Source organism: Methanoculleus sp. UBA374 (assembly GCA_002508705.1).
Taxonomy (GTDB): Archaea; Halobacteriota; Methanomicrobia; order Methanomicrobiales; family Methanoculleaceae; genus Methanoculleus; species Methanoculleus palmolei.
In genome coordinates this window covers 1-21,210 of record DAYL01000034.1, presented here as the reverse complement: position 1 = coordinate 21,210, position 21,210 = coordinate 1, and the positions used below count along the sequence as shown (strand labels likewise).

Annotated in this window: 26 protein-coding genes and 2 tRNA genes; 26 read left to right on the top strand and 2 right to left on the bottom strand. The window is 59.1% G+C overall.

The genetic code is table 11. The features are described 5' to 3' along the window. Positions 1–5: 5 nt before the first annotated feature. Positions 6–647: an Era-like GTP-binding protein gene (locus BRA42_RS13410; RefSeq protein WP_292410252.1), complete on the bottom strand. Its 642-nt coding sequence runs from the start codon at positions 645–647 to the stop codon at positions 6–8. A 239-nt stretch (positions 648–886) separates the two neighbouring features. On the opposite strand from BRA42_RS13410, the gene BRA42_RS13405 reads away from it, so the two are divergent. The 26 genes from BRA42_RS13405 (at position 887) to BRA42_RS13280 (ending at position 19,714) form a co-directional block, all read left to right on the top strand. Then, positions 887–1,450, top strand: coding sequence for a cyclic nucleotide-binding/CBS domain-containing protein (locus tag BRA42_RS13405; protein ID WP_342770540.1), 564 nt, complete (start codon positions 887–889; stop codon positions 1,448–1,450). Further along, positions 1,447–2,202: a CBS domain-containing protein gene (locus tag BRA42_RS13400; RefSeq protein WP_292410257.1), complete on the top strand. Its 756-nt coding sequence runs from the start codon at positions 1,447–1,449 to the stop codon at positions 2,200–2,202. Before BRA42_RS13405 ends, BRA42_RS13400 begins: the two co-directional genes overlap by 4 nt. 40 nt (positions 2,203–2,242) lie before the next feature. Further along, entirely contained in the window at positions 2,243–3,190 is a 948-nt protein-coding gene (locus BRA42_RS13395) for a CBS domain-containing protein (protein WP_292410259.1), read from the top strand. Positions 3,191–3,197: 7 nt separating this feature from the next. After that, a complete protein-coding gene (locus BRA42_RS13390) occupies positions 3,198–4,037 on the top strand; it encodes a CBS domain-containing protein (protein ID WP_292410261.1) in 840 nt (279 codons plus the stop codon). After that, positions 4,034–4,816, top strand: a complete 783-nt coding sequence (locus BRA42_RS13385; RefSeq protein ID WP_292410263.1) for an HPP family protein — start codon at positions 4,034–4,036, stop codon at positions 4,814–4,816. Before BRA42_RS13390 ends, BRA42_RS13385 begins: the two co-directional genes overlap by 4 nt. 425 nt (positions 4,817–5,241) lie before the next feature. Further along, positions 5,242–6,207: a deoxyhypusine synthase gene (locus BRA42_RS13380; protein ID WP_292410266.1), complete on the top strand. Its 966-nt coding sequence runs from the start codon at positions 5,242–5,244 to the stop codon at positions 6,205–6,207. Between the two features lie 116 nt (positions 6,208–6,323). Further along, positions 6,324–6,408 (top strand) — tRNA-Ser (locus BRA42_RS13375). A gap of 34 nt (positions 6,409–6,442) precedes the next feature. Next, positions 6,443–6,892, top strand: a complete 450-nt coding sequence (locus BRA42_RS13370; protein WP_292410268.1) for a 30S ribosomal protein S13 — start codon at positions 6,443–6,445, stop codon at positions 6,890–6,892. A gap of 12 nt (positions 6,893–6,904) precedes the next feature. Further along, on the top strand, positions 6,905–7,453 hold the full coding sequence (locus BRA42_RS13365; protein ID WP_292410270.1) for a 30S ribosomal protein S4: 549 nt from the start codon (positions 6,905–6,907) through the stop codon (positions 7,451–7,453). A 4-nt stretch (positions 7,454–7,457) separates the two neighbouring features. Then, positions 7,458–7,847, top strand: a complete 390-nt coding sequence (locus tag BRA42_RS13360; protein WP_209729628.1) for a 30S ribosomal protein S11 — start codon at positions 7,458–7,460, stop codon at positions 7,845–7,847. Beyond that, the gene (locus BRA42_RS13355; protein ID WP_292410273.1) at positions 7,847–8,695 is read left to right on the top strand and encodes a DNA-directed RNA polymerase subunit D; all 849 of its coding nucleotides are present in this window, start codon (positions 7,847–7,849) and stop codon (positions 8,693–8,695) included. The genes BRA42_RS13360 and BRA42_RS13355 overlap by 1 nt, the downstream gene beginning before the upstream one ends. Continuing rightward, entirely contained in the window at positions 8,673–9,041 is a 369-nt protein-coding gene (locus tag BRA42_RS13350) for a 50S ribosomal protein L18e (protein WP_292410275.1), read from the top strand. The genes BRA42_RS13355 and BRA42_RS13350 overlap by 23 nt, the downstream gene beginning before the upstream one ends. 5 nt (positions 9,042–9,046) lie before the next feature. Further along, on the top strand, positions 9,047–9,469 hold the full coding sequence (locus BRA42_RS13345; protein WP_292410277.1) for a 50S ribosomal protein L13: 423 nt from the start codon (positions 9,047–9,049) through the stop codon (positions 9,467–9,469). 13 nt (positions 9,470–9,482) lie between these two features. Beyond that, entirely contained in the window at positions 9,483–9,884 is a 402-nt protein-coding gene (locus BRA42_RS13340) for a 30S ribosomal protein S9 (protein ID WP_292410279.1), read from the top strand. A 35-nt stretch (positions 9,885–9,919) separates the two neighbouring features. Beyond that, on the top strand, positions 9,920–10,108 hold the full coding sequence (locus BRA42_RS13335; protein WP_292410281.1) for a DNA-directed RNA polymerase subunit N: 189 nt from the start codon (positions 9,920–9,922) through the stop codon (positions 10,106–10,108). Then, positions 10,109–10,183 (top strand) — tRNA-Pro (locus tag BRA42_RS13330). A 30-nt stretch (positions 10,184–10,213) separates the two neighbouring features. Further along, entirely contained in the window at positions 10,214–10,381 is a 168-nt protein-coding gene (locus BRA42_RS13325; RefSeq protein ID WP_292410283.1) for a DNA-directed RNA polymerase subunit K, read from the top strand. A 7-nt stretch (positions 10,382–10,388) separates the two neighbouring features. After that, positions 10,389–11,576, top strand: a complete 1,188-nt coding sequence (eno, locus tag BRA42_RS13320) for a phosphopyruvate hydratase (RefSeq protein ID WP_292410285.1) — start codon at positions 10,389–10,391, stop codon at positions 11,574–11,576. Between the two features lies 1 nt (position 11,577). Further along, the gene (rpsB, locus tag BRA42_RS13315) at positions 11,578–12,186 is read left to right on the top strand and encodes a 30S ribosomal protein S2 (RefSeq protein ID WP_292410287.1); all 609 of its coding nucleotides are present in this window, start codon (positions 11,578–11,580) and stop codon (positions 12,184–12,186) included. A 26-nt stretch (positions 12,187–12,212) separates the two neighbouring features. After that, positions 12,213–13,001: an AmmeMemoRadiSam system protein B gene (gene amrB / locus BRA42_RS13310; RefSeq protein WP_292410289.1), complete on the top strand. Its 789-nt coding sequence runs from the start codon at positions 12,213–12,215 to the stop codon at positions 12,999–13,001. After that, a complete protein-coding gene (gene mvk, locus BRA42_RS13305; protein ID WP_292410291.1) occupies positions 13,002–13,871 on the top strand; it encodes a mevalonate kinase in 870 nt (289 codons plus the stop codon). After that, on the top strand, positions 13,864–14,628 hold the full coding sequence (locus BRA42_RS13300; protein WP_292410293.1) for an isopentenyl phosphate kinase: 765 nt from the start codon (positions 13,864–13,866) through the stop codon (positions 14,626–14,628). The genes mvk and BRA42_RS13300 overlap by 8 nt, the downstream gene beginning before the upstream one ends. Continuing rightward, positions 14,625–15,677 carry a type 2 isopentenyl-diphosphate Delta-isomerase gene (fni, locus tag BRA42_RS13295; protein ID WP_292410295.1) on the top strand — a complete coding sequence of 351 codons (1,053 nt, stop codon included), beginning with the start codon at positions 14,625–14,627 and terminating at the stop codon, positions 15,675–15,677. Before BRA42_RS13300 ends, fni begins: the two co-directional genes overlap by 4 nt. A 30-nt stretch (positions 15,678–15,707) precedes the next feature. Beyond that, a complete protein-coding gene (locus BRA42_RS13290) occupies positions 15,708–17,045 on the top strand; it encodes an RNase J family beta-CASP ribonuclease (protein WP_292410297.1) in 1,338 nt (445 codons plus the stop codon). 10 nt (positions 17,046–17,055) lie between these two features. Beyond that, the gene (locus tag BRA42_RS13285) at positions 17,056–18,021 is read left to right on the top strand and encodes a polyprenyl synthetase family protein (RefSeq protein WP_292410299.1); all 966 of its coding nucleotides are present in this window, start codon (positions 17,056–17,058) and stop codon (positions 18,019–18,021) included. Positions 18,022–18,025: 4 nt separating this feature from the next. Then, positions 18,026–19,714: a glutamate--tRNA ligase gene (locus BRA42_RS13280; protein ID WP_342770541.1), complete on the top strand. Its 1,689-nt coding sequence runs from the start codon at positions 18,026–18,028 to the stop codon at positions 19,712–19,714. 103 nt (positions 19,715–19,817) lie between these two features. On the opposite strand, the gene BRA42_RS13275 is transcribed toward BRA42_RS13280, so the two are convergent. Beyond that, positions 19,818–21,017 (bottom strand): hypothetical protein, encoded by a 1,200-nt coding sequence (locus BRA42_RS13275; protein ID WP_292410300.1) that lies wholly within the window; start codon positions 21,015–21,017, stop codon positions 19,818–19,820. Between the last annotated feature and the right edge of the window lie 193 nt (positions 21,018–21,210).

Here is a 21,210-nt window from a genome sequence, read left to right as displayed (position 1 = left end):
CTCCATCACCCAAAGTATGATGCCATCTTTTCGTACAACTCGTCCACGTTGTTCCCTTCAAGACCCGAGATGGAGATCACCGGGTGCTGAGGAAACGCACTCTTGATCCGGGCGGCAGAAGCATCAGGGAGGTCGTTCTTGTTCGCAACGATCAGGACCGGGAGACTCCGGCTCTCGATGATCCCGATCAGCATGATATTCACCTGCTGGAACGGGTCCTGCGTTGAATCAAGCATGTAAATGACGCCGTCGATATCCTCACGGAGCCAGTGCATCGCCTCGGCCACGCCCTCGGTAGCCTCCCGTGCCCGCTTGATCGCTTCCTCCTTCTCGATGCCGTATTCAACGAACTCGTTATAATCAATCTTGGTCGTCACGCCCGGCGTATCGACGATGTCGATGGTGATCGAGTTGCCGTTGTGGCTCGTGATGGTGATGTCCTCCTTGCGCCGCACGCGGCGGGTTTCGTGAGGCACCTCACTGACCGGCCCGACTGCATCACCCACCCAATCCCGCACAATTCTGTTTGCAAGCGTCGTTTTGCCTGCATTGGGAGGGCCGTAAATCCCAATACGGCAGGTCCGCTTCTTAAAGAGCGTCTTTAAGAACGTTGAGATCTTTTGTTTTGCACGAACGAAGAACGTCATTAAGCTCCCTCAAGTAGGCCGATTCGCCTATACTAAGGTGTGTTATGGCACTCACAAATACATATAATTATATGTTCCGTTCAGCGCACCCATCTGATTTTATGGAAAGAACCGCAATCCCAGAGCGAGAGAATTCTTTTATACTGTTGAGACCTAGATACACTTGCACCGGGGGAATCAGACCGCATATCGACCGGATTAGAAGAATACCAACATATTGATCGGATCAGGTGAATCCCATGATGAACAACAGCGATACTATCCGTTTCGAGACACGCATACCGGTAAGGGAGGTCATGCAAAGTCATCCAACGACAATCGATGTGGGAGAGGCCGTTGCCAGAGCGGCGCAGACCATGTGCCGGGATGGAGTCGGCAGTTGTATCGTACTGCAAAATAACCTGCCCACCGGGATCGTCACGGAGGAGGATATCAACTGTAAAGTCGTGGCAAAAGACTTAAAACCGAGCAGCATTCAGGTTCGCGAGATCATGAGCACCCCGCTGATCACGATCGGTGCCGATAAACTGGTCGGCGACGCGGCGGCAATGATGGTGAAGCACCGCGTTCGCAGACTTCCCGTCGTTGAGAACCAGATGGTTATCGGGATCGTGACGGTCAGAGATATTCTCACCGTTGCAGCCGAAGTGAACGAACTGCTGGCAGATCTTATTGAGATCAATCGCGAGGAGGAGTATGCCATGGGCGTCTGCGACCGATGCGGGAAGATGTCCGACGACCTATCAAGGGTCGACAACCTTATGCTCTGTCCCGCCTGTCGGGAGGAGGAACAATTGCTATGAAAGTGGCCTCAAGCCTGATGGTGGAAATACCCACCCTGCACTACGACGACTACGTCACGAAAGCGCGAAGCGTTCTCCGGGACGACGTCTTTCGTGAACTTTTCGTCGTAGACGAGACAAAGCGCCTGATGGGATACCTGGACATATCCGACGTCCTGTTGGTGATAGACACCAAATCAAACGTTACCATCAAGGGCTTTATCCGGGAGGCCGCCCGGGTCGCTCCGGATACGCCCCTAACAGAGGTCGCCCTCGCCATAATGGAGGCCCGGACAAACAGCGCGGCGGTCGTGAACGAAGACGGCCGGCTCCTCGGGGGAGTACTCTTCTCCGAGCTCTTTCCGGTCCTGATCTCCCGCTACAACATCCCGGGGAGGGTCAAGGACGTCATGTCGCGGGAACCCGTCACCTGCGAATTCCGGGAGCCCATACACCGCATCTACAGCCTGATCACCTCCAGCGGTTTCATTGCATTCCCGGTTCTGCAGAAGAAAGAAGTCATCGGCGTCGTCTCCCGTCGAGACCTTCTGCGCGCCGGAAACATTCGTATGTCGGTGAAAAACCAGGCGGATACCACGGTGGAGCGGGTGATGACAACACCCGTCATCAGCGTAGCACCCGACGATACGATTGCAACGGCGAGCCGGCTGATGGTCGATCATGATGTCAGCATCCTCCCGGTTATCGATGAAAAAAAGAGGTTTGTCGGCGTTATCGACCGTCACGACGTTCTAAGCAGTCTCCCCCGATGAGGAGATTTCCATACCATATCTTTCCGAAAAGAGTGATACTATGCAACCGAACTCCAATAACTCAGAGAAGAAACCGGCCGACCGGCTCCTGAAGATGCCGGGGAAAGGCGAACGCGGGCCTGTCGATTTCAAGACGAGGGTCGCCGGGCACGAAGGCGAAGTCATGGCGATCGCCACAAGAGATGTTGTCGTGGCACAGCGGACCACCTCGATCATCCAGGCAGTCGAGATCATGACAAGGGAAGGGTTCCGCAGGCTGCCGGTCGTCGACGCGGGTACGCACCGCCTCCGCGGGATCGTGACCGTCAGCGACATCATCGACTTCATGGGCGGCGGCGACAAATCGAATCTTGTGCAGGTGAAGCACGGGGGAAACTTCCTTGCCGCCGTCAACGAGGATCTGCGCGAGATTATGACCGCGCACCCGGTCACCATGCCCGTATCCGGGAGCATTGCCGATGCGGTCGAGATCATCGTCAATCGGAACATCGGCGGGATCCCCATCGTCAACGGAGGGGGAGACCTGAAGGGCATCGTGACCGAGCGCGACGTGATGAAGGTGCTCACCACCGAGCACTCGAGCCGCACGGTGGAGGATGTGATGACGTCATCGGTCCGCGTCACCGGGCCCGACACCCCTATCGGCAAGGTCTGTGAAGAGATGGTGAAGTGCAGGTTCCGGCGGCTTCCGGTCGTCGTGGACGAGGTTCTCTGCGGTATCGTTACCGCTACCGATATTATGAATTACCTCGGCAAAGGCAAAGCATTCGAACAACTGACGACCGGGGACTCCGCCGAGGTGATGGGGGCGCCGGTGCGGTCGCTCCTCTCCGGGGAACTGCACACCACCACACTGGACCGAAATATCCACGACGTCGCCATCGAGCTGATCCGGCGACGTATCGGTGCGTTTCCGGTTATCGAAGATTCACGCCTTGTCGGACTCGTGACGGAATACGACCTCGTGAAGGCATTTGCAGAGGAGTGAAAGGAACATGCGTGCCATTGACGTGATGTCGAGTCCGGTGTATGTCGTTGCACCGGCCGATAACGTTGCCTATGCGCGAAACCTGATGCTTAAACACCGTGTATCAAGACTTCCCGTCATGGAGGGGGATGAACTCCGGGGCATCCTCACCAAGAAGGACATCGCCTATCGACTCAGGCAGACGGAACCGATGTGGCGACGACGCCCAATCGACCGGATTCCGGTCAGTATCCTGATGGCGCCAACGCCGATCACCGTAACGCCGGAGACCGGCATTCGCGAGATTGCAGCAACGATGCTTGACCGCGACATATCGGGATTGCCTGTCGTCGCCGACGGCAAGGTGACCGGCATCGTCACCAAACTGGATGTTATGCGCTCCGCCCATGTACTCGGGCTCTCGTCCCGGGTCGACGAGATCATGGAGGATGCGGTCACGGTCAACCGGTATCACTCACTGGACCATGTCATCGACACGATTAAGGGGAAAAACGATAAACTTATCGTCGTTAACGACAATGGAAGCCTTGCCGGCATTATTACGGAGAGTAACCTTGCATTCTACGAGTATCTGGACGAACGGATGAACCTGCCCAGAAAAGACATCACTCTCCTCCGGAAAGAGGAGCCGGCAGGGCAGAAACGATTCAGATACGTCGTCGAGGTATCGGCAGTCGCAGAGGACATCATGAGCCGCCCCGTCATCACCGTCTCCCCCGGCGCATCCCTGCAGGATGCCACCGGGCTGATGCTCGAAAATCAGATCAACAGCCTCGTTGTCGTTGAGGACGGTGATATCCGGGGCGTGCTCAAGAGAGACGATATCATTAAGGAAGTGGCAAAATGAGCGACAAATATCAGGTACTTGTCAAAGACGTGATGGCAAAACCGATCGCCATCGCAAAGTCTGCCTTTGTCAGCGAAGCGCTCGAAAAAATGCTCGATCAGGGGGTCGATCCGCTCATCGTGACCAACAACGGCACGGTCATCGGCACGACTTCCCGGGCGGCGATTGCTGAGACGCTCGGGAGCAAGAAGACCCAGGCACTGAAAGCCACATCCATTCACGTCGCGAACACGGTCGAAGAAGACTTCACCTCCGCATACCCGGACCAGAGCATCGATGTTCTGGTGCCGTTGCTCCAGCACTACAAGCTGGTCGTGGTTCTTGATGCCGAGCACCGCCTCATCGGACAGGTGACGGCGGGCGACCTCCTGAAGGTGCTTCGGCCGGCAGGCGGCATCAAGGACGTTCTGGAACCGGTGCAGTCCATCCAGGCCGAGGAGCGGGCCGTCCACCTCCGCAGGAGGATGCTTGACGGCAACATCAACCGGTTCATCGTTGAGGACGGCGACAAAGTTCTCGGGATCGTCACGGAGACCGATGTCGCAAAGGCGCTCTATGCGTTCAAGGATATCGTGGAGGGGACCCGGCAGGAGTACCGGATCAGAAACCTCCTTGTGCGCGACATCATGAGCACGCCCCTGATCTCGACGGATGCGGGTACGGACGTCTCGGACGTCATCTCCCTGATGCTCAAGAAGAGCATCAGTTCCGTCCCGGTCACGGAGAACGGAAAGATCACGGGCGTTGTTACCAGGAACTCACTCGTTCAGGCCCTGTGAACGGGGCCCTGAAGACCACCTCTTTTTCGGGCCCGGGGGCCAACGCCGGCGTTTGTTTTGCTTAACAGGACTGATTAAAGGGGGACCGGAGCCAGGCTTCGCCGGGCGCCATCGGTGCCCCCATTCCCAGCACCACCAGCCTTATCTAACTGACCTTCTGACGCTCAGTCGCCGCTGTGGCTCCAGGCGAAACCCTCCAGGGTGACCCTCGCCGGTCACCCTTCCGGGTCGAATGTCCTGGACATGAGGGTATCCCCGACCGAAGAGAGCCCTTTTAGTGGATTTCTGTAGGTCGAAATTAAAGGGGCGAAACCTGCACCGACCGCATCTCGTGCACGATCTTTCCAGAAACTTCGCTTCGTTCTTCCGGACGGGTGCCAATCATTATGGTTCTGCAACAAGAAACGGGTAATCAGGATGTATCCATGATACCAACGCAGCCAGTCAAACCGAACACGGACGTAACGGCACTTCTTCTGTCCATGAGCAGGACCGGCTTCCAGGGGCGGAAACTCGGGGAGTCGCTCGGCGTCTGGACCAGGATGGTCGAAGATCCGGACTGCACGATATTCATGGGGCTGTCGGGGGCGATGATCCCGGCAGGAATGCAAACGGTGTTGATCGAACTCGTCAGGCACCGCTACGTCGACGTCCTCGTCTCGACGGGCGCAAACATCTTTCACGACACCTGCGAGCACCTCGGCGTGCGCCACTACCTCGGCAACCACCACGCCGACGACGCGGCGCTCCTCGAAGAGGGGATCGACCGGATCTACGACGTCTTTGCCTACGAAGAGGAGTTCCGGAGCATCGATGCGGAGATCGCCCGGTTTGCCGACGAGCTCGCGCCGTTCCGGGGGTCGTCGCGGGAGTTCATCCGGCTCCTCGGGGAGTGGCTCCGCAAGCGGCAGCCGGAAGGGCGGTCGCTCATCGCCACCTGCGCCGAATACGACGTCCCGATCTTCATTCCCGCTCTCGGCGATTCGTCCATCGGCATCGCCCTCGTCATGGCCCGCCGGCGTGGGGTCGAGATCGAGATCGACCAGATCGCCGATACCGACGAGATCACCCGCATGGTCGAAGAGTCGAGGAAGACCGGCGTCATCTACATCGGCGGCGGTGTGCCGAAGAACTTCATCCAGCAGACTCAGGTCATCGCCTCAATTCACGAACAACACCTTGGCGGACATGCCTACGCCATCCAGTACACCACCGACGCCCCCCACTGGGGCGGCCTCTCCGGGTGCACCTTTGAAGAGGCGATCAGCTGGGGCAAGGAGGCGCCGGAGTCCCCGCGCGTCCAGTGTTTCTGCGACGCGACGATAGCACTCCCCATCGTCGCCTCGGGGCTGATCGGAAGCGGGGTCAAGCGGGCCCGTCCGTCTCCCTGACACCACCACAATTATTATTAGGGTATCGTACTAAAATTAATAGGCACAAGTCATAGAATGCTGTGTCTGGAGCAGCACCCCGTGTGTTGCGAGTATCGAAAGATGCGAAGTTCTATGTTGAGGTAGCCAAGCCTGGTATGGCGCAGGTTTGCTAAACCTGTGTCCCCCTGGGACTCGAGGGTTCAAATCCCTCCCTCAGCGCTTTCACCGACAACGTCGATGATGAGGCGATCACATGGATGATGAAGAGATAAAATACTTTGTTCGAATCAGGAACACTGATCTCGACGGCACGAAGGCGGTGCACATAGCACTGACCGGGATCAAGGGCATCGGCCCGCATACGTCGCGCACCATCGCCGCCCTTGCTGGCGTGGACCCCCACGCCGTGCTCGGCAAACTTGACGACGAGACGGTCGGGCGGATCGCAAACACCGTCGATACGTATACCGAACAGGTACCCGACTGGATGGTGAACCGTCCAAAGGATGTCTATACCGGGGAAGTCCGTCACCTTCTCGGGACCGATCTTTCCATGATGAATGACGATGATGTCAACCGTATGAGGAAGATGCGCAGTTACCGCGGCATCAGGCACGAGACAGGACAGAAGGTCCGCGGCCAGCGCACCAAGTCCACCGGAAGAACCGGTACGACAGTCGGCGTCAAGAGAAAGAAAGAGTAAGGCGGTGATTGAATGGGATATCCCGGAAAGAGTTACAAGCAGTATGCGACGCCCAAGCGGCGGTTCGAGAAGACAAGACTTGAAGACGAAAAGCGGCTGATCATCGACTACGGGCTCCGGAACAAGCGTGAACTCTGGAAGGCGCAGAGCGTGCTCCGGAAGTACCGGGCCGCAGCCCGTGAACTGGTGGCGCTGCGATCGGGAGGCCTCAGCCCGGAGGATTATCAGAAGAAAAAGGATCAATTCATCAACCACCTCTACCGCTACGGTCTCGTCGGTGAGAGCGCCGATGTCGGCGACGCTCTCGCCCTGAAGGTCGAGCAGCAGCTCGATCGCCGCCTCCAGACGCTGGTCCTCCGGAAAGGACTCGCACGCTCGCCCAAGCAGGCCCGCCAGTTCATTACGCACGGGCACATCGCAATCGCCGGCCGCCGGGTGACCGTGCCCGGTTACCGGGTCGAGAGAGCCGAAGAAATGGAGATCGGTTACTACGGCCCCTCTCCGCTCTCGAACGAGGTCCACCCCGAAAGAAGCCGCATCGTCCGTGCAGGAGTGAGGTAAACCCATGGCAGAAGAGAAATGGGGCATTGCACACATCTTTGCCTCCTTCAACAACACCATCATCACCGTCACCGACCTCTCCGGAGCCGAGACGGTCACCAAGAGCAGCGGTGGCATGGTCGTGAAACAGGACCGGAACGAGAGCTCGCCGTATGCGGCCATGCAGATGGCAATCCAGGTCGCACAGAATGCACGCGACAAGGGGATCACCGGCGTCCACGTGAAAGTTCGTGCACCGGGCCGCGGCAAACAGCGGAGCCCCGGTCCCGGCGCTCAGGCAGCGATCCGTGCCCTTGCCCGCGCAGGGATGAAGATCGGCCGCATAGAAGACGTCACCCCGGTGCCCCACGACAGCATCCGCGGCAAGGGCGGACGGCGAGGAAGGAGAGTGTAATGGAGATAGCGTTTTCTCGACTGGATGAGAGAGTCGCCAAATTCATCTTAAACGGCGTTTCCACGTCGTTCGCCAATATGCTCCGACGGGCGATGATCAGCGAAGTGCCGACGCTCGCCATAGAAGATGTCCGCGTATATGATAACACCAGCGTCCTCTTCGATGAGATGCTGGCGCACCGGTTGGGGCTCATTCCCCTGCGAACCGACCTGAAACGCTACGCGGCACGGAGCGAGTGCGCCTGCAACGGCGCCGGCTGTCCGGTCTGCACCGCGACCTATACGCTCTCCGCCGAGGGGCCGAAAACGGTCTACTCAAGCGACCTGATACCCCAGGACCCCGACGCGGCACCGGTAGAGGGGAGCATTCCCATCATCGATCTCGCCAAAGAACAGAAGGTTGTTCTCGAAGCGCAAGCGATCCTCGGTACCGGAAAAGAGCATGCGAAATGGCAGGCGACCACCGTCTGCGGGTACAAAAACTACCCCGTGATTACCATCGACGAATTGTGCGACGGGTGCGGGATGTGCGTCGATGAATGCCCACGCCATGTCCTCGAAACGGGACAGGGAAAGGTCCGGGTCATCGAAGGACGGTTGGAATCCTGTTCCCTCTGCAAACTCTGCGAGCGGGCGTGCCTTGCCGGCGGTATCGGCAATGAACCGGCCGTCCATATCGGTACCGACGCGGAGAGGTTCATCTTCGTGGTGGAAGGCGATGGATCGATGCCCGTCCGGGAGATCATCGAGAGAGCGCTACAATATATCCAGAAATCATCAGACGACCTGGTAGACGTGATGAACGAGATAACGGGAGAGGGGACTCATGAAGAAGACAAGCGAGACTAAATCCAACCCCCGGCTGGCCGCACTCATTGTGACGCTGAAGGATGCGTCACGCGTACATGAGGCGAACATCTGGCGCGAGATTGCAAAGAGGCTGGATGCACCCCGGAAGAACTACGCCGAGGTAAACCTCAGTAAGATCGACCGCTATGCGAACGAAGACGAGACGATCCTGGTGCCGGGCAAGGTGCTCGGCAGCGGCGCGCTCAGTCTGCCGGTGAAGATCGCCGCACTGGATTTCTCAGAGGCTGCGGTGAGCAAGATCACCGGCGCCAACGGGACGTGCATGACTATCGAGGACCTCATTCGAGATAACCCGAAGGGGAGCAAGGTACGGATCCTCAGGTGAGACGAATGGTTACAGTTATCGATGCAGACGGACTACTGCTCGGAAGAATGGCCAGCATGATCGCACAGCGCGCGCTCGCCGGCGAGGAGATTGCCATTGTGAACGTCGAAAAGGCGATCGTCTCCGGAAGCCGGGCGCACGTGCTCGCGAACTACACTACCAAGCGCGAGCGCGGGTCCCGGGAAGGCGGCCCGTTCTTCCCGCGCAGGCCCGACCAGATCGTCAAGCGCACCATCCGGGGCATGCTCCCTTACAAGCGTGAGCGCGGCATTGCCGCATTCAAGCGGATCAAGGCTTATGTCGGCGTTCCCGTGGAGTTCTCCGGAGTGGAGACCGAAACGCTCGAAGCGGCTCATATCGACCGGCTGAGCAGCCCGAGATACCTGACGATCGGGGCAATAAGTACCAACCTCGGAGCAAAATATTAAATGAGGTGATGGAGTGGCAAAGATCATCAATACAAGCGGGAAGAGAAAGACGGCAATCGCCAGGGCGACCCTGAAATCCGGCAACGGACGGGTCCGTATCAACTCCGTGCCCCTGGAGATCTACGGGAACGAGTTGACGCGCATGAAGATCGCCGAACCGTTGCTGCTGATCCCGAACGCACTCGACGGTATTGACGCAGCAATTGATGTTGCAGGCGGCGGCATGATGGGCCAGGCCGAAGCGATCAGGACAGCGCTTGCGCGCGGCATTGTGGAGTGGCATAACGATCCCCGGATCAAGGACGCGTTCCTCGCATACGACCGGACTCTGCTCGTGAATGACTCACGGCAGAAAGAAACCAAGAAACCGCACGGTCGGGGTGCACGGGCAAGATTCCAGAAGTCCTACCGGTGAGACAAAAGAGATATAAGTGATGCAGGATAACGGATATGATACCCGTACGATGTTTTACATGCGGTAAGGTCATCTCTACAGCCTGGAAAGAGTTCAAGGAGCGGCGAGATGCCGGCGAGGATCCGGGAAGGATCCTCGACGACCTCGGTCTGGAGCGGTACTGTTGCAGGCGGATGCTGCTGACGCACAAGGAAGTAGTGGAGGACCTGAATCCGTATCAATGAGGGGTCGTGGGGTAGCCTGGACTATCCTATGGCGTTCGGGATGCTGTGACCTGAGTTCAAATCTCAGCGACCCCATTTAATTATTAATGATTTTGAGGCTGCACGATGGAATCATATACCCGATACGAACGAGCGCGGATTATAGGGGCTCGTGCTCTGCAGATATCGATGGGTGCACCGGTTTTGGTTAAAACGACGAAGACGGAACCGCTCGAGATCGCACTTGAAGAATTCGATCAAGGCGTGATCCCTATAACGGTGAAGAGAAAGTAGTGATCTGATGACGACCATCGAACAGATTATCTTGAGACCGATCCTGGATAGCCGTGGAAACGAAACCGTTGAGGCGGAGATTTACACGGACTGCGGCTTCGGACGGGCTGCTGCACCGAGCGGCGCAAGCACCGGGACCTATGAGGCAAGGGTGCGGCCGCCGCGCGAGGCTATCGAGGACGCACGGAAAAACCTGATTCCATCGCTCATCGGTGAGGACACTCACGATCAGATCACATTCGACGCACTGCTCCGGGAGAACGACGGAACGCCCAACTTCAGTTCAATCGGCGCAAACGTTGCCGTAGCACTCTCTCTTGCGTGTGCAAAGGCAGCGGCATCGTCCCTTAACCTGGAACTCTTCCGTTACCTGGGCGGCGCATTTGCCGGAGAGACGCCTCTCCCCCTCGGCAACGTCATCGGCGGCGGGGCTCACGCTCCGAACGCCACATCCATCCAGGAGTTTCTGGTGGTTCCGACCGGGGCTTCCGGCGCAACGGAGGGGGTCTTCGCAAACGCCGCCGTTCACCGCACCGTAAAGAAGATTCTGCAGGAGCGGGGCAAACTCTCCGGTAAAGGAGATGAAGGCGCCTGGGCGCCCGCCATATCCGATACCGAGGCATTCGAGACCATCAGCGAAGCAATCGCCACGGTCTCCGACGAGATGAACGTCGAGATCCGGATGGGAATCGACGTGGCGGCAAGCGAACTCTGGGACGGCGGACAGTATCACTACAAGGATGCCGACCGGACGCGTGAAGACCAGATCGCCTACATGGCGGACCTCGTCGACCGCTACAACCTCATCTACATCGAGGACCCGCTCTTTGAGGAAGACTTCAGCGGATTCGCCGAACTGACCGATCAGGTCGGGGACCGCTGCCTGATCTGCGGCGACGACCTCTTCGTAACCAACGTCGAGCGGATCACGAAAGGCATCGAGACGGACGCGGCAAACTGCGTGCTGATCAAACCCAACCAGATCGGAACGCTCACCGATACCTACGAGGCAATCCACCTCGCCCAGGAAAACGGCATGGAGACGGTCATGAGCCACCGGTCCGGAGAGACCACCGACACGACGATTGCGCATCTCGCCACCGCATTCGGATGCATCTTCATCAAGACCGGCGTGGTCGGCGGGGAACGGATAGCCAAACTGAACGAACTTATTCGCATAGAGGAGCTGATCTAACTTGACGGGAAACGAACTTGAAATCGAACTGAAAGAACCACTGGTACCTGTGGAAGAGTACCTCGCAGCGGGTGTGCACATCGGCACCCAGCAGAAGAGCAAGGACATGATGAAGTTCATCTACCGCGTACGCGGGGATGGGCTCTACATCCTGGACATCCAGGCAACCGACGAGAGAATTAAGACTGCAGCAAAGTTCCTCTCGCAGTATGAACCGGCAAAGATCCTGGTCGTCACCTCACGGCAGTACGGCCAATACCCCGCAAAGAAGTTCGCCGACACCATCGGCGGCATGGCGGTCATCGGCCGCTTCATCCCGGGGATGCTCACGAACCAGCGTCTGAACAAGTACATCGAGCCCGACGTGATCGTGGTGACCGATCCGATCGGCGACTCCCAGGCGATCAACGAAGCGGTCCAGGCAGGTATCCCGATTGTTGCTCTCTGCGACACCAACAACATGACGAAGTACGTCGACGTGGTCATCCCGACAAACAACAAAGGCAGAAAGGCGCTCTCGATGATCTACTACCTCCTGACGAAAGAGATGCTCCACCTGCGCGGTGTGACCACATCGCTCACTCCCGAAGACTTTGAGACAGAGTTATAAGATCGAAGCACAAGAGCTCAACCTTGATGGATATGCGCCCATGCAGTGTAGCGGGAATGTTCTATCCTGCCGAGCCCCGGCATCTGGAGCAACTGCTGGAAACGTTCTTCCAGAAGAGGGCCCCGGAGACCAACGCCCGGGGAATCGTCGCTCCCCATGCAGGGTATATCTACTCGGGGGAGACCGGAGCCTGTGCTTTCTCCACCATATCACCTGATTTTGACGGTACGTTCGTTGTCATCGGCCCAAGCCACCGGGGGTACATGACCTGCGCCTCTGCCGTGCCGTGGGAGACGCCTCTCGGAATAGTCGAGGTTGACGGGGCGTTTGTCGACGTGCTGGATATCGAGATAGATGAGGCATCCCATCAGAGCGAGCACTCCATCGAGGTGCAGATGCCGTTTATCAAGTACCGGTTCCCGAGAGCAAGGGTTGTGCCCATCCTGATGGGCGACCAGAGTCCCGAAGCGGCGACTGATCTCGCCGGGCAGATACTCCGGGCGACGGAGCGGACAGGAAGAGACGTGCGGGTCGTTGCTTCAAGCGATTTCTCCCATTATGTCCCGGAGAGGATAGCCCGCCAGCAGGATCTCTATGCAATCGATGCGCTCAAAAACCTGGACACATCGGAGTTCTACCGGAGACTTCGAGAAACCGGCGCTACGGTGTGCGGCTACGGCCCGATCTCGACCATGTGCATCGCCTGCCGGTCGCTCGGTGCGGAGCGGGGGGAACTCTTACGGTATACGACCAGCGGCGACGTGACGGGAGACTATAATCAGGTAGTGGGGTATGCGGCGATAGCGGTGGTGTGATTGGCAACGTGGAGCGCGCCGGGCAAGGTTTTCCTGTTCGGCGAGCATGCAGTGGTCTATGGAAAGCCGGGGGTCGCGATGGCGATAAAACCCCGCGTCTTTGTCACGGTGAGAAAATCCCGGAACCCGACACGCCCAAAATCGCCCTACATAGATGAGTGTTTCAAGCGGATGGGCGTCCGGGGCAGCGTCTACGTCCATTCGCAACTGCAGAGTTCATCGGGGCTCGGATCATCGGCAGCGGTGACGGTGGCGACGCTCTCTGCGATCAACGACGAGTTCGGTCTCGGGCACACCCGTGAATACATCGCCGACGTCGCGTATGCTATCGAGAAGAAGGTCCAGAACGGGCGGGCAAGCCCTACGGACACTTACGTCTCCGCGAACGGAGGAATGGTCCTCATCACCGGCAATTCCAAGCGGAGACTCCCCCCGCAGGGCCTGCAGATCGTCGTGGGGAATACCCTGGTGCCGCACAGCACCGCGAAGATGGTGGAGCTGGTCGGGGCCCTTCATCGGAAGCACCCGGAGATCGCAAACCCGATACTGGACGCCATTGAGGCCGTGACGCTGACCGCCCTCCATAACATCAACCAGCCGAAAGGACTGGGGCAATGCATGGACATGAATAACGCCCTCCTGGAAGCCCTCGGGGTGGGACACCCGATAAGCAGTAAACTCGTGCTTGCGGCAAGGGCGAGCGGCGCTTACGGAGCGAAGATAACCGGGGCCGGGGGCGGCGGGTGTATAATCGCCCTCTGCCCGCGGCGTGCAAAGAGCCGAGTTGCCGGGGCCATCGAAGCCTGCGAAGGAAAAGCAATCATCACCACGATCGACACCGACGGCGCGAGAAAAGAGAAGCATGACTGAGACCGTGATACTGAAACTGGGAGGAAGCGTGATCACCGATAAGTCGGGAGACGGTGCGATCGATCGCGCCCGCCTGCACGAGATTGCAGGCCAGCTCGCCGCACGAGGAGCCGCCGCACTCGTTCTCGTCCATGGTGCGGGGTCATGCGGGCACCCGGAGGCCCGGCGCTACCGCATCAACAAAGGTCTCACCGGGAAGAATGTTCCCGGCGTCTACTACACGCACGCCGCCGTCGTGCGCCTGAACGCCGCGGTCGTCGAGGCCTTGCGGGATGCAGGCATCGAGGCGATCGGCATCCACCCGCTCGATCTGGCTCTCACCGAAGACGGCCGTCTGGTCTCGCTGGAGACCCGCCATATTGCCGAAATGACAGAACACGGCATTGTGCCCGTGCTGCACGGCGATGTGGTGATGGACCGTCTGAAGGGCTCCTGCATTGTGTCGGGGGACCAGCTGGTGACCCGCCTTGCCGCAGCGCTCGGGAGCAGGCGCGTGGGGCTTGCAACGGATGTGCCCGGCGTGCTGCAGAACGGCTCGGTCGTCCCGCGCATAGACCGGGACACAGCGGCGTCGCTCTCCATCGGCGGATCGAGCAACACCGACGTGACCGGGGGTATGCAGGGCAAGATTGCAGAACTCCTCACACTCGCCGATGCCGGCATCGAGTCGCACATCTTTCATGTCTCAAAGATCGCCCGATTCCTTGACGAAACCGGGCACGGCGGAACGACCATAACGGGAAGAGGGATACGATGACGGGAGAGACCGCGACATCTTCGAGGAAACGAGATCACCTGGTCATCTGTTGTGAAAAACCCATCGAGGCGGGCGACGCCGGATTTGGCGACGTTCGGCTTGTCCACAATGCTCTTCCCGAATGCAACCTTGATGCGATCGAGACCGGGACCCGGTTCCTCGGCGCATCGCTCGGCTCTCCTCTCTTCATTGCAGCGATGACCGGAGGACATCCGGACACCCTCGAGGTAAACCGGCGGCTTGCACGTGCCGCCGAACGGTACAATCTCGGTATGGGTGTTGGTTCTCAGCGAGCGGCACTGGAAAAACCCGAACTGGAGGAGAGTTTCGTTGTTGTGCGGGAGGAGGCGCCACATGCCTTCCTCTGCGCGAATCTCGGGATCATCCAGCTCCGCGACCATGGCATCGAATGGGCGGAACGGGCTGTCGAGATGATCGATGCACAGGCGATCGCCATCCACGTCAATCCACTTCAGGAAGCGATTCAGCCGGAAGGCGATCATAACGCGGAGGGGTGCCTCGAAGCCCTCCGCAATCTCTGCGAAGAATTCTCCCACCCGGTCATCGTGAAGGAGACTGGTTCCGGCATATCCGCCGGAACTGCGCGGGCAATCCGGGGAGCAGGAGCGAGTGCCATCGATATCGGCGGCTACGGAGGCACGTCCTGGGCAAAGATAGAATGCCTGCGGGCGAACGCCACCGGACTTGCCGATCTCGGGGAAGCGTTCCTCTCCTGGGGCATACCGACTGTGGTAAGCCTCTGTGAGGTGCGGACGGCAGGAGGCCCGATCGTTGCAACGGGCGGACTGCGCTCAGGAACCGATATCGCGAAGGCAATCGCGCTCGGGGCGGATCTCGGGGGCATGGCGCTCCCCCTCTTAAAACCCGCCATGGAGAGCGAGGAAGCACTCTTTGCGACCGTCGAGGCGATACATCGCGAGTTAACGGTGGCGATGTTCCTGACGGGGTCCAGGACGATAGGGGACCTCCACCATGCACGGACGTATATAACCGGACTGACCCGGCAAATGATTGAAACAAGCGACTAACCACAAAAACATCCGAATTTGGAGGCATACATGGATATTGAAATCATAGCAGTGGGCGGGTATAACGAAGTCGGCAGAAATATGACTGCCGTCCGCTGCGGAAAGGAGATTGTCATCTTTGATATGGGTCTGCGCCTCGACCAGGTGATGATCCACGAGGATGCCGATATCGAGAACATGCATTCACTGGACCTGATCCAGATGAAAGCCATTCCCGACGACACCATCATGAATTCGGTGGAAGGGAGCGTCAAGGCGATCGTCTGTTCGCACGGGCACCTGGACCACATCGGTGCGATACCGAAACTGGCGCACCGCTACAACGCTCCCATCATCAGCACGCCGTATACCTCGGAACTGATCAGGCAGCAGATAGCGGGCGAACAGAAGTTCGGGGTGAACAATAAGCTCTTCGTCCTGAAGGCCGGACAGCGTTACACCATCTCTCCGCACCTCACGCTCGAGTTCGTGCGGACCCAGCACTCGATCATCGATACCGTCTTCCCGGTCCTGCATACGCCGCGGGGCGCAATCGTCTATGCGAACGACTTTAAACTGGACCGGACCCCGGTGCTCGGGGAACCGCCGGACTTCGCCAGGCTACGGCAGATCGGGAAGGAGGGGGTTCTCGCCCTCATCACGGAGAGCGTCAACATTGCCGATAAGGGGCGCTGTCCGAGCGAGAAGATCGCACGGGACCTCGTGCGGGATACCATCACGAGTTACGAGGACGATAAGAGCGCGATATTTGTCTCGACGTTCTCATCGCATATCTCCCGCGTCAAGACCATCGCCGAGTGCGCCCACGAGATCGGGAGAAAACCGATCCTGCTCGGGCGGTCGATGGAACGCTACAGTTCGGCAGCCGAGCAGTTGAAACTGGTCGGGTTTCCCGAGAGCCTCTCGATGTTCGGCAACCGCCGGACAGTCGACCGGACGCTGCGGCGGATCATGAAGACCGGGAAAGACAAGTTCCTCCCGATCGTCACCGGCCACCAGGGGGAGCCGGGCGCCATCCTGACAAGGATTGTGATGGGGGACACGCCGTTCAAACTGGAGAAGGGCGACAAGGTCCTCTTTTCGGCAAAAGTGATCCCGAATCCGATGAACTACGGGCAGCGCTATCTCGTCGAGGCCCGTGCCAAGATGGCAGGTGTGCGGATCTTCGATGACCTGCACGTCTCGGGTCATGCTTACAAGGAGGACCATTACGAGTTCCTGCACCTCTTAAATCCCCAGCACGTCATCCCGTCCCACGGCGATATCGGTATGACCGGAGAGTATGCGAAATTCGCTGAGGAGATCGGGTATACGCTCGGAAACGACCTTCATATTCTCCGGAACGGGCAAAACATAGTGATAAAGTAGGTGATGAGATATGACGATGCTTGAAGACTACCTGGAGAAGAATGCTGACATAATCGACAAGGTGATCCACCGCTACTTTGGAGATGTCCATGGCGACCTCTTCCAGGCGAGCGCCCACCTGCTGCTTGCAGGCGGGAAGCGTCTTCGCCCGGCGGTCGTTCTCCTTGCTGCGGATGCGGTGAGGAAAGGCAGTTCGGACGATCTGCTCCCGGCGGCCCTCGCGCTTGAGTTGACGCACAGTTTCACCCTCATCCATGACGACATCATGGACGGCGACGCCGTGCGGCGCGGCGTCCCGACGGTGCACACGGTCTGGGATGAGCCGACGGCCATCCTTGCGGGCGACGTGCTGTATGCGAAGGCATTCGAGTATCTCTGTCTCTCGGAATCCAAAGATGCAGCAAAAATTCGGGCCACGAAGATGCTCGCCCGGACATGCACCGAGATCTGCGAGGGGCAGAGTATGGATATGGCGTTTGAAGCGAGAGACGATGTCTCGGATCTCGAATACCTGGAGATGATCAGCAAGAAGACGGGCGTGCTCTACGGTGCGTCTGCCGCCATCGGGGGAATCCTTGCGGGTGCAACCTCGGTACAGGCCGATGCCCTCTACCAGTTCGGGTTAAACAGCGGCGTTGCCTTCCAGATCCAGGACGATCTCATCGATCTTCTCGCCAGCGCCGAGGTGACCGGCAAGGACCGTGCATCGGACATCCGGGAAGGGAAGCAGACCCTGATTGCAATCAGGGCGCGCGAGAAAGGGATCGACCTCGCTCCGTACCGGAGGGCTCTCTCGGACGCGGAGACCGACGGCCTGATCGCACGGTTGAAGGATGCGGGCATCATCGACGAGGTCAGGGCCAAGGCCATCGAGCGGGCGACCGTTGCAAAGGAAGCGCTCGCGATCCTCCCGGACACCGAGGAGAAGCATCTCCTTGCAGATATCGCCGATTACTTTGTCAATCGGGGATTCTGATATCATGGACGCCGATATCGAGCACCTGCTCCTCATTTACGCTCTTCAGAACGCTGTGAAGTACGGCGACACCCCGAAGAGCGGGACGGTCATCGGTACGGTGCTCGGCAAGCACCCGGAGTTCCGGAGCCGGGCCCGGGAGGTAGGTCCTCTTGCGGCGAAGGTGATCGCGAAGGTGGCGGCGATGAGTCAGCAGGAGCGAAAGAGCCTTCTTCTCGAGATAGCCCCCGAACTCCTCGACGAGCTCGCCGAGACGCATGAGCGGTCGTCGCGGGAACTGCCCGCCCTGCCCGGCGCCGGGAACGGTGTGGTGATGCGGTTCGCACCGAACCCGAGCGGGCCGCTGCACCTCGGGCACGCCCGGGCCTCCGTCCTGAACGATTACTATGTGCGGCGGTATGGGGGCCGGTATGTTCTCCGTATCGAGGATACCGACCCGAGAAGGGTTGATCCGGAGGCATACGGGATGGTGCTTGAGGATGTCGAGTGGCTGGGGCTCGGGATCACAGATATCGTCTACCAGAGCGACCGGCTGGACATCTACTACGACTGGTGCAGGAAGCTCATCGAACTCGGCGGCGCCTACGTCTGCGTCTGCGAGGCGGAACGCTTCCGGGAACTCAAACTCAGGGGGAAGGCGTGCCCCTGCCGGGAGCGGACGGTGGAGGAGAACCTGGAACTCTGGCAGCAGATGCTCGACGGCGAGTTCTATGAGGGCGACGTGACCGTCCGGGTGAAGACGGACCTCACCCACCCCGACCCGGCGATGCGGGATTACTCCGCGATGAGGATCGTGAACGCGCCCCTCCACCCGAGAGTGGACGCCACGGTCTTTCCGCTGATGAACTTCTCGGTTGCGGTGGACGACCACCTGCTCGGGATCACGCACGTGATCCGCGGGAAGGACCACATTGCAAACACGCGGCGGCAGCGCTACATCTTCGATTACTTCGGCTGGGAGCCGCCGGTTTATCGCCACTACGGCAGGATGGGGATATCGGGGGTCGTCCTCTCGACGTCGGGGATGCGCGAGGGGATCAAGAGCGGCCTCTACACCGGCTGGGACGATATCCACCTCGGGACGCTCCGGGCGATTGCACGCCGGGGCATCAAGGCGGAGGCGGTTCGGAACGCCATGATCGATATCGGGATCGGGGAGACCGATATATCGTTCTCGTGGGAGAACCTTTATTCCCGGAACAAGGAGATCGTCGACCCGAAGGCGAACCGGTACTTCTTTGTGCCCGACCCGGTCGAGGTCGTCGTGGAGGGGGCCCCGTGCCGCGAGGCCCATGCGGCTCTTCACCCGGGCGATCCCTCCCGGGGGGCCCGGACCCTCGTCGCCGGGGGGAGGGTCCTCCTCCCGAAGGCGGATATCGAAGGAAAGAGCATGGTCCGGTTAAAAGACCTCTACAACGTCAGGATCGCGTGGGACGGAGATCTGCCGCGCGTCTCCTACGCGGGGGACTCGCTTGAGGATGCCCGGCGGGATAAGGCGCCGATCATCCAGTGGCTGCCGGCGGATGCGAACCTTCCCTGCACCCTCCTCCGGCAGGAGGGGAGCCTCGAAGGGTTCTGCGAACCCCTGGTCGCCGGGGAGAGAGATAACGTCGTCCAGTTCGAGCGGATCGGGTTTGCCCGGGTCGACTCGGCGGACGGCGGACGGGTGAGCGCCTACTTCGCGCACCGGTAAGACGATTCATCTTTTTCTGGAGAGAAGGGGCAGAGGTGCCGGTCCGGAACGCTACGGCCGCGCACCGCCCCCATCTTCGCGTGAGAGCCCCGTGCGATCCCCTTCAACGATCTTCAGACCTAAGATGCCGACGCTTATACGATAACGTACCGGCAGCTGCGGGTTTGCCCGGAGATAGATCCGTTCGCAGCACAACGTGCACGAACTCCGGCAGCGGATCGGCGGACCGCCGGCAGCCGGCGTACACAAAATCCCCCCTCACCTCGATTGAGCAGCGGAACCGAGGATCGGCACAGAGTTCCTGCAAGTCTCGTGCAATCGTTCGTTCGCACGACTGCAGGTGCGACCTTGCCGGGATGTCCCGGCGGATATCGATCTCCACCCCTGCCTCGATGTCGCGGAAGACCAGGGAGGCATCGTTGTGCTTCAGGAGACCGGGGTATTTCAACAGAACGCCGAATTCGTAGAGACTCCGGGCGCCGTCGGGACCGGTGGAGAGAGTATTGCAATGCGACCGTTCCACAATCAAATCCAGAAACTCAGGATTGTCGAGAGCATACTCCAGGGAGAAGAGGTACCTTTCGCCGGGGACAAGGCGGTTCAGCTTGATCTTATATGCACTGTCGGCCGTTACAACCGCTTCGGGCACCGGAACCAGTTTCGGCAGCCGGGCGATGGCGACCCGTAACGGGACGACATGCGTGTATTTCACCGTTTTAGGGAGAAGATACGTCTTTTCGGGTATCAGGACCATGTCGTATCTCTGTATCCGCTCGCTGCAGGAGATCGTCATCTGCCGACCTTCGATCCTGAACTCCTCCCGTAATTCGGCATCGATAACACCCATGGTGCGGTAGATACGCTCTATTGCGGCAGAGACCAGATCCCGTTCGTTATGAACCCGGGCGCCCCCTGTGGCGGACAGGGCCGGCCCGGGGGAATCACCGGCGAGACGAGGGCCGTGTACCGGCGAGCCGATCAGGTTCACCCGTTTTGTATGCACTTCGCCAAGGCCGTCTTCGGCCTCGACGGCATATGTCAACTGCATCGTATCCGATGCTTTATCCAGCACCGGGGCTCTGAATACCACGCCCAGGTATCCGTTCACCCCGAATCGTGAGAACACCAGCTCGTCTTCCCCGGTACCTTGTTCCAGTTCCGCATTAAAGATCTCTTCAACTGTGAAACACTCCGGTTTCGTGATCCGGATGATAACCTTCCGGCTTTCCGGCCATAGAACGTATGTGGTCACCCTGCCGCCCTGAGGGCATGAAGAGGGGACAAAGAGGTTTCTTACCAGCATTCAATCTCCCGCCCGCTCGTCCCGGAGGGGAAAGGCACAATCATCCCGTCGCGGTCCGCCCGAACGCCTTCGATTCTCGATTCATGCATCCCTATACCCCTGCAAAGGGTGCGGGAAGAGCACCGGGTTTCATGGGCATTAATAAATGTTTATCTATTAACAAATGACACATATTGAGTTCTTTTATTTAACA